This is a genomic window from Pseudomonas sp. UBA6315, from assembly GCF_002438125.1.
GTDB lineage: Bacteria > Pseudomonadota > Gammaproteobacteria > Pseudomonadales > Pseudomonadaceae > Aquipseudomonas > Aquipseudomonas faucium.
On record NZ_DJTF01000199.1, the window covers coordinates 1 to 7,666 of the forward strand.

A 7,666-nucleotide genomic window follows, 5' to 3' on the forward strand; every position below is an offset into this window, starting at 1 on the left:
CAGGCTCTGCTCCATCTCGCTGGCTTCCTCTTCCAGGCCCAGCTCCGACAGGCGCTTGACCCGGTGCACCCACTGGCCCACATCGTCGTCTTCGAGGTCATCGAAAATCAGCTCGTGGGCTTCCTGCAGTTTATTGCGCAAGGTCGCGCTGACCAGCAGGCTGGCATCGCCGCGCACCGCATTTTCCTCATCGACCACCTGCAGGTGCAGGGTGCCGACGTGGTTCAGGTGCTGCTCGGAGAACGGGCTGTCCAGCAGGTTCAGGCGCAGCACGCCGTTCCTGTCGGTGGTCAGCTCGTGGGTCAGCTTGCCGGCCTTCACTTCGACCAGGCGCTCGCTCCACGGCAGGCTGGTGAATTCCTCGCGCTTGTCCTTCTGCACTTCGCTGATCCCGGCCAGGTTCTGCTGGGCCCGGCCATTGGACTGCACGTTCATGAACGGGTTGAGCCCGGCCACGCCATAGCTGAGCCAGTCGTGGGTAACGCTGTCAGGCAGGTTGCCCAGGGCGAACACGTTGACCACGTTGGCGCCGACACCGGCCACCACGGCCACCGCGCCCAGCGGGATCTCGTAGATCTCCCGCCAAGGCTGGTACGGCGTATAGCGGTCGTAGCGCCGGGTCACTTCGAACTCGGTGACTTCGAAGCGCTTCTGTTCATGGATGCGCACGCGCCGTTGCGGAAGCTCCATCACCTTGGGCTCGCCGACATCGATCTGCAGGGTGTGCTCGAGCAGTTTGCGCTCGACGCGCTCCTCATGCTCGCTGCGCTGGGACATCTGGTTGGCGCAGCCGCTGACGAGCAGGGTGCCGCACAGTGCGGCACCCCCCAGGGTAAAGGTACTTCGCTTGGACATGATCACTCGTGCATTGATTATCAGCGGCGAACGCGGGCCTGCAGGAAGCTCAGCACTTCATTGAGCGGCAGCGGTTGGGCGTCCTGCTCGGTGCGGTGCTTGTATTCCAGGTTGCCATCGGCCAGGCCGCGGTCGCTGACGACGATACGGTGTGGGATGCCGATCAGCTCCATGTCGGCAAACTTGATGCCGGGGCTGGTCTTCTTGTCGCGGTCGTCCAGCAGCACTTCGAAGCCGGCAGCGGTCAGTTCGGCGTACAGCTTGTCGGTCGCCTCGCGCACCACTTCGGTTTCGTAGCGCAGCGGTACCAGGGCGATCTGGAACGGTGCCAGGGCGTCGTTCCAGATGATGCCCTTGTCGTCATAGCTCTGCTCGATGGCAGCGGCGACCACGCGGGACACGCCGATGCCGTAGCAGCCCATGGCCAGGGTGACCGGCTTGCCGTTCTCGCCCAGTACCTGGCACTTGAGTGCCTCGCTGTACTTGGTGCCGAGCTGGAAGATGTGGCCCACTTCGATGCCGCGCTTGATCACCAGGGTGCCCTGGCCGTCCGGGCTTGGGTCGCCCTCGACGACGTTGCGCAGGTCGGCGACTTCCGGAACGGGCAGGTCACGCTCCCAGTTGACGCCGAAGTAGTGCTTGTCGTCGATGTTGGCGCCGATGCCGAAGTCGCTCATCAGGGCGACAGAGCGGTCGATCACGCATTCCAGCGGCAGGTTCAGCGGGCCGAGGGAGCCGGCGCCGGCACCAATGGCCTCACGCAGTTCGGCGTCGCTGGCCATGACCACAGGGTCGGCGACCTGTTCCAGCTTGGCGGCCTTGATTTCGTTGAGCTCGTGGTCGCCACGCACCACCAGGGCCACCAGCTTGCCTTCTTCGGCGCCGTGCACGATCAGGGTCTTGACGGTCTTTTCGATCGGCAGGCCGAAGTTCTCGACCAGCTGGGCGATGGTCTTGGCATCCGGGGTATCGACCAGGCGCAGCTCCTCGGTTGGGGCAGGGCGCACGGTTTCGCGCGGGATGGCCTCGGCCTTCTCGATGTTGGCGGCGTAGTCGGAGCTGTCGCTGAAGATCACGTCGTCTTCGCCGGATTCGGCCAGCACGTGGAATTCATGGGAGTAGCTGCCACCGATGGAGCCGGTGTCGGCCTGCACTGGGCGGAAGTCCAGGCCCAGGCGGGTGAAGACGTTGGAGTACGCCTGGTGCATGCGGTCGTAGGTTTCCTGCAGGGAAGCCTGGTCGGCATGGAAGGAGTAGGCGTCCTTCATGATGAACTCGCGACCGCGCATCAGGCCGAAGCGCGGGCGGATCTCGTCACGGAACTTGGTCTGGATCTGGTACATGTTGAGCGGCAGCTGTTTATAGCTGGACAGCTCGTTGCGGGCCAGGTCGGTGATGACTTCTTCGTGGGTCGGGCCGACGCAGAAATCACGGTTGTGGCGGTCTTTCAGGCGCAGCAGCTCAGGGCCGTACTGCTCCCAGCGGCCGGATTCCTGCCACAGCTCGGCTGGCTGGATGCTCGGCATCAGCACTTCCAGGGCGCCGGCGGCGTTCATTTCCTCGCGTACCACGGCTTCGACCTTGCGCATGACTCGCAGGCCCATCGGCAGCCAGGTGTACAGGCCGGAGGCCAGTTTGCGGATCATGCCGGCACGCAGCATGAGCTGATGGCTGATGACCACTGCGTCGGCAGGGGTTTCTTTCTGGGTGGCGAGCAAATATTGACTGGTGCGCATGGTTAGCCGTGTCGATTGCCTAAGACATTGAAATGACCCCGCATTGTACGGGGGCGAAACGAAGGCGTACAGAATGCCCCAGGCGGGGGCAGTTGTCAGCCAAGAAAAAGCCCGGCGCGTTGGCCGGGCTTTTTCATGTGCGGGGCACGCTATAAGCCAGGCTTACAGGATGCTCAGCGGGTACTCGACGATCAGGCGCAGTTCGTCCAGCGATGGGGAGCCGTAGTAGACGCCATCGGAAGAGCGGTAGGTGGCCTGACGCACGCGGAAGCTCAGGTCCTTGGCCGGGCCTTCTTGCAGCACGTACTTGATGTCGATGTCGCGTTCCCATTCCTTGCCGTTGCTGGTGGTGCCGGTGTTGGCATCGGAACCGCGCACGTAACGGGTCATGAAGGTCAGGCCTGGCACGCCGAACTCGGCAAAGTTCAGGTCGTAGCGAGCCTGCCAGGATTTCTCGTCTTCGGCGTTGAAGTCGGAACGGGCCACGGAGTTGGCCAGGAAGATGGTGCCGCCGCCGTCCACGCCGTAACCGTAGTCGCCGTCACCGGTGACTTTCTGGTAAGCCAGGGTGAAGGTGTGGGCGCCGATGTTGTACGCGCCCGACAGGCTGAAGGCACGGTTGTCGAGCTTGGTGGTGCCATCGTTCTCGGCACGTTGCAGGCCCTGGCCATCGCTCTTGGTGTCATAGATGTTGAAGTCGAACACCAGGCCTTGCTTGTCGGAGATCGGCAGCGCCCAGTTGACGTTGGCGTAGTACTTGCGCCAGTAGTCTTCGACCTTGGAGTAGTACAGGCTGGTGCTGAGGTTGTCGGTGAAGGCGTAGGTGCCGCCGACGACATCGGCTTTCTTCAGGTGCAGGCTGTCGTGGTCGCTTTCAGACTGGGCGTTCAGGGCGGTGAAGTGACCAGCGTTCAGGGTCAGGCCCTTGATTTCGCTGCTGGTGATCAGCGCGCCTTCCACGGTTTCCGGCAGCAGTCGGCTGTCGTCGGTGGCCAGCACTGGCAGTGCGGTGAACTGGGTACCATACTTCAGCACGGTATCGGAGATGCGCATTTTTACCGCGCCGCCGCCTTCGGAGAACTCATCCTGCGCACGGCCGTCGCCGTCTGTCGGGAACTGGCCGGTGGAGTGGCGACCTTTGCCGCTGTCCAGTTTCAGGCCCAGCATGCCGATGGCGTCGACACCGAAGCCGACGGTGCCTTGGGTGAAGCCCGACTCGTAGGTGCCCAGGAAGCCGAGACCGGTTTCTTCTACGCGGCTCTGGCTGCCAGCCGGGTTGTTACGGTAGTCGCGGCTGAAGTACAGCATGCGAGTCTTGACGTTCAGCTTGCTGTCTTCGAGGAAACCCTTGGACTCGTCCTGGGAAGATGCCAGGGCCATTTGCGAGGTCCCTGCCGAAACGGCCAGGGCGATCATGCTCCACTTCATCACGCGCATCGTGATTTGCTCCTTTGGTTTTTAGGAAGAGTACCGCTGCGCCCAAGTTTTTTAGTTATATGGGGCAGCTCTTTCTTGTTATGTCGGCGGAAATGTATAGCACGCTGACTGTTGTTGGCGATATGGGTATATAAAACCTTTCGGGAACTTTATAGCCATGTCGCTTATAGGTATTTCCGTGTCGCAAATCACGCGCCGGTTTTACCGGGCGTACAACCCCAGCGCTGTTCCTGTCACCCCATGCAAGCCGTAAGTGTCGGCTGCGGTTGAAGAAACTCCCTGGTGAATCCAATGCCGCTGTTGTTATTTGTCGCGTCCACCGCATCATGCAGGTGTCGTGCCGACTTGGCGTGAAAGGAATGCAACAAGCGTGCTCAAAATTAACAACGCTTGATGAAATTTTCACAACACCCTTGGCCGCAGGTGGAAAAGTGCCGGAAATACGGGGTGCGGCTTGTATGATGGTGTGCCAAAACAAATGTCACCGGAAAAGCAAAAACCTGTCATAAAAGTCAATGTGTTACCGGCGACTGTTCATGTTGAGTAGATGCGCTGGGTAAAACCGTAGTGGTGTGTCGTAGCGCGGCCTCATTTTGGTGCGAAAAGTAGCGTTGTGTTACCGCCACTGTGCAGCCTTCATCGATTGCTGAACTGAAACCGCGCAGCAGGGTATCCTTGCGGCCATGCTCCCGTAGTCACGGGCGGTTTTGCTTGATGGAGGTTTACCGTGTTTTTGATGGATTCTCGTTTGCAGCAGGATTCCCTGGTACTGGGTGATTTTCCGTTGTGCCGGCTGCTGCTGAGCAAGGATGCCAACTATCCCTGGTTCATCCTGGTGCCCAAGCGCCCAGGTGCAAGTGAGTTGTTCGACTTGAGCCAGGAAGACCAGGCGCAGCTGTGGAAAGAAACCACTTACCTGGCCGAGGCGCTCAAGCGCGAGTTCGCCGCCGACAAGATGAACGTTGCCACCCTGGGCAACGTGGTCAGCCAGATGCACATGCACGTGATCGTTCGTCACCAGCATGACGCCGCCTGGCCTGCACCGGTGTGGGGCAAGGTGCCTGCGCTGGCTTATGCGCCGGAGCAGGTGGAGGCGATTCGCGCGCGCCTGCGTGCGCTGCTCGAAAACGATTACCAGGAGGCCTGACATGTCGCTGGAATCGCGCATCATCGAACTGGAAACCCGCCAGGCGTTTCAGGACGACACCATTCAGGCGCTCAATGATGTGGTGGCCGAGCAGGGGCAGGTGATCGATCGCCTGCAATTGCAGGTGGCCGAGCTGATCAAGCGTTATGAGGAGATGGTCGGCCAGTACGGCAGTGAAGGGGAAGAGGCGCCGCCGCCGCATTACTGAGGGGGGGAGGGTAGCCCTGGGGAACCCCAGGGCTGGCTGTGGTCAGCGGCGATTCACCGCGACCACGTCTTCGGCCTGAAGGCCCTTGTCACGGTGCATGACCGAAAACTCCACGCGCTGGCCTTCGACCAGGATGCGGTGGCCTTCGCCGCGAATGGCGCGAAAGTGAACGAAGATATCGTCACCCGAATCGCGCGAAATAAAGCCGAAGCCCTTGGAGGTGTTGAACCACTTCACGGTGCCGGTGTCCCGCTGGCCGGCGTCCTGAGAGGCGTTCGAGCTGCTGCGCACCTTACGGCTGCCGCGGGCAAAGCCGGCCGCCAGGTGCAGGGCCACGGCCAGGGTGGCACACACCAGGGCGGCCAGGTTGCCCATTTCCGGGCGGGCGAGCAGGGTCAGTGTCTGCAGTACCACGGCCACCACCAAAAGGGCGCAGGCCAGGTGCTGCAGCTGCTGGCGTGCACCGCGGTAATACAGGGGTACGACCGGGGCCAGCAGCAGGTTGAGCAGGCCGAGCAGGGCCAGGTAGACCGCGTCGGGTTGCTGCAGGAAGGGTGTCGCATCGGTTTTCAGGCTGGGTATGAGCGAGAGCAGCAAAGCCGCAACGCCCGTCACCAGGTGGACGATCTTGAACATGGGTTGGCTCGCAGTTGATAAGGCCGATCACAGGAAGAGCTGGCAACGCGGTGCGCATGAGGTGTAGAACGCGATCACGCGGTACGCCAGCCTATGCACCCGGCAATAACAGTCCGCACGGGTGGCACCGTGCCTATTTAACAGCAAAGCCGGGCCCTTCTCAAACCGAGGGGGCCGATGGCGTTCGCTTGCGCTGGGTCATGGGCGGGTTGGGCAAAGTGTTGATACAGTGTGTCAGGCCTGCTTGATCATCAAGCCCAATGCAAAGGGGAACTTCATGGCAATCGATATCGGTATCAGTGAAGAAGATCGCAAGTCCATCGCCGAAGGGCTTTCCCGCCTGTTGTCGGATACCTACGTGCTGTATCTGAAAACCCACAACTTCCACTGGAACGTCGAAGGTCCGTCGTTCCGCACCCTGCACCTGATGTTCGAGGAGCAGTACAACGAACTGGCGCTAGCCGTCGACTCGATCGCCGAGCGCATTCGCACCCTGGGCTTCCCGGCGCCGGGGTCTTATGCCTTTTATGCGCGCCACTCTTCCATCAAGGAAGAAGAGGGCGTGCCGGCTGCCGAAGAGATGATTCGCCAGCTGGTGGATGGGCAGGAAGCCGTGGTGCGCACGGCGCGCAGCATTTTCCCGGTGGTGGACAAGGTCAGCGATGAGCCGACCGCCGACCTGCTGACCCAGCGCATGCAGGTGCACGAGAAAACCGCCTGGATGCTGCGAGTGCTGCTTAAAGGTCAATAGTCCGAAGCTGTTGTAGGTAGCCCCCAAAAGCCCGGCCGAATGCTCTTCGGCCGGGCTTTTTCGTTTGTACAGGAAGGCTTTGCCGCTGCTTTGAATGCGCCCGTGCGCGCTTGATTCGCCCCAGGGTCCCTGCATGCGCTGCAGGGAAGTTGGTGGTAGTCAGTGAGTGGGGCGTAGTATGCAAGCGAACAAGCGACGGATAGGTCTGGGATGCTGGCCAGGCAAGCAGTGCATCGATCCGTTCAAGGCAGATTTCGACATGGTGCAGGTTCAGCCGGTATCGCGTTCGGTGCGGCTCAACGGGTTTTCCACCTGCCTGCGGCTGGAAGGCGTCTACTGGGGCATCCTCGAACGCATTGCCGAGGCCAATCAGTGTTCGGTCAGCGCCGTGCTCTCCTACGTGGACCGTGAGGTGCACCTGCGCCAGGGCGGGGTGCGCAACTTCAGCGGGCTGATCCGGGTGATCTGTGTCGCCTGGCTGCTCGACCCGCCGAGTGCACGCTGATCGCCGGGCGGGCTGCGCAGTGCCTGTTAACCATATATAATCTCGCTTTTTGCTGCCCAGGCAGCCCGCGTTGTGGTTGACGAGAGACATCCATGCCCCTTTATGACTATCAATGTGCTTCCTGCAATCACCAGATGGAGGTGCTGCAGAAGATCAGCGCCGCCCCGCTGACCGATTGCCCGGCCTGTGAAGCGCCGGCATTGAAGAAGCTGCTGTCGGTCCCAGGTTTTCGCCTGAGCGGCAACGGCTGGTACGAAACCGACTTCAAGACCGGGGCAAAAAAGAATCTGGCAGGCGGCGACAAGGCCGACTGAGTTGAATTGCAGTAGCTGGGTCTTGCAGTATTAACCTTCTGGGCAAGGCCTCCACCGAATACACGAATCACGAGAAG

The 7,666-nt window shown here is 61.2% G+C and carries 9 protein-coding genes; 5 read left to right on the forward strand and 4 right to left on the reverse strand.

The window, feature by feature from the left end; genetic code table 11:
* From B3E94_RS23950 to B3E94_RS23960, 3 genes are all read right to left on the reverse strand, one after another.
* The coding region (locus B3E94_RS23950) for a hypothetical protein (protein ID WP_286915491.1) at window positions 1–855 on the reverse strand (855 nt) is incomplete at its 3' end.
* 20 nt (window positions 856–875) lie between these two features.
* Entirely contained in the window at window positions 876–2,591 is a 1,716-nt protein-coding gene (locus B3E94_RS23955; protein ID WP_286915492.1) for a proline--tRNA ligase, read from the reverse strand.
* A gap of 162 nt (window positions 2,592–2,753) precedes the next feature.
* Window positions 2,754–4,028 (reverse strand): OprD family porin, encoded by a 1,275-nt coding sequence (locus B3E94_RS23960; RefSeq protein ID WP_176511583.1) that lies wholly within the window; start codon window positions 4,026–4,028, stop codon window positions 2,754–2,756.
* Window positions 4,029–4,755: 727 nt separating this feature from the next.
* On the opposite strand from B3E94_RS23960, the gene B3E94_RS23965 reads away from it, so the two are divergent.
* A complete protein-coding gene (locus B3E94_RS23965) occupies window positions 4,756–5,175 on the forward strand; it encodes an HIT family protein (protein ID WP_176511584.1) in 420 nt (139 codons plus the stop codon).
* 1 nt (window position 5,176) lies between these two features.
* Window positions 5,177–5,383, forward strand: a complete 207-nt coding sequence (locus B3E94_RS23970) for a SlyX family protein (protein WP_286915493.1) — start codon at window positions 5,177–5,179, stop codon at window positions 5,381–5,383.
* A gap of 42 nt (window positions 5,384–5,425) precedes the next feature.
* On the opposite strand, the gene B3E94_RS23975 is transcribed toward B3E94_RS23970, so the two are convergent.
* Window positions 5,426–6,019 carry a cold-shock protein gene (locus B3E94_RS23975; protein WP_286915494.1) on the reverse strand — a complete coding sequence of 198 codons (594 nt, stop codon included), beginning with the start codon at window positions 6,017–6,019 and terminating at the stop codon, window positions 5,426–5,428.
* Window positions 6,020–6,296: 277 nt separating this feature from the next.
* Here B3E94_RS23975 and B3E94_RS23980 point away from each other — a divergent pair, with 277 nt between their 5' ends.
* From B3E94_RS23980 to B3E94_RS23990, 3 genes are all read left to right on the forward strand, one after another.
* Window positions 6,297–6,770 (forward strand): Dps family protein, encoded by a 474-nt coding sequence (locus tag B3E94_RS23980; RefSeq protein WP_176511587.1) that lies wholly within the window; start codon window positions 6,297–6,299, stop codon window positions 6,768–6,770.
* 178 nt (window positions 6,771–6,948) lie between these two features.
* On the forward strand, window positions 6,949–7,275 hold the full coding sequence (locus tag B3E94_RS23985; RefSeq protein WP_176511588.1) for a ribbon-helix-helix domain-containing protein: 327 nt from the start codon (window positions 6,949–6,951) through the stop codon (window positions 7,273–7,275).
* 92 nt (window positions 7,276–7,367) lie between these two features.
* On the forward strand, window positions 7,368–7,589 hold the full coding sequence (locus B3E94_RS23990) for an FmdB family zinc ribbon protein (RefSeq protein ID WP_176511589.1): 222 nt from the start codon (window positions 7,368–7,370) through the stop codon (window positions 7,587–7,589).
* The last annotated feature ends 77 nt before the right edge of the window (window positions 7,590–7,666 follow it).

What these genes read in the sequence shown, in the direction of transcription:
- B3E94_RS23955 (WP_286915492.1), bottom strand. Translation starts at nt 2,591, where the DNA reads ATGCGCACCAGTCAATATTTGCTCGCCACCCAGAAAGAAACCCCTGCC.
- B3E94_RS23960 (WP_176511583.1), bottom strand. Translation starts at nt 4,028, where the DNA reads ATGCGCGTGATGAAGTGGAGCATGATCGCCCTGGCCGTTTCGGCAGGG.
- B3E94_RS23970 (WP_286915493.1), top strand. Translation starts at nt 5,177, where the DNA reads ATGTCGCTGGAATCGCGCATCATCGAACTGGAAACCCGCCAGGCGTTT.
- B3E94_RS23975 (WP_286915494.1), bottom strand. Translation starts at nt 6,019, where the DNA reads ATGTTCAAGATCGTCCACCTGGTGACGGGCGTTGCGGCTTTGCTGCTC.
- B3E94_RS23980 (WP_176511587.1), top strand. Translation starts at nt 6,297, where the DNA reads ATGGCAATCGATATCGGTATCAGTGAAGAAGATCGCAAGTCCATCGCC.
- B3E94_RS23985 (WP_176511588.1), top strand. Translation starts at nt 6,949, where the DNA reads ATGCAAGCGAACAAGCGACGGATAGGTCTGGGATGCTGGCCAGGCAAG.
- B3E94_RS23990 (WP_176511589.1), top strand. Translation starts at nt 7,368, where the DNA reads ATGCCCCTTTATGACTATCAATGTGCTTCCTGCAATCACCAGATGGAG.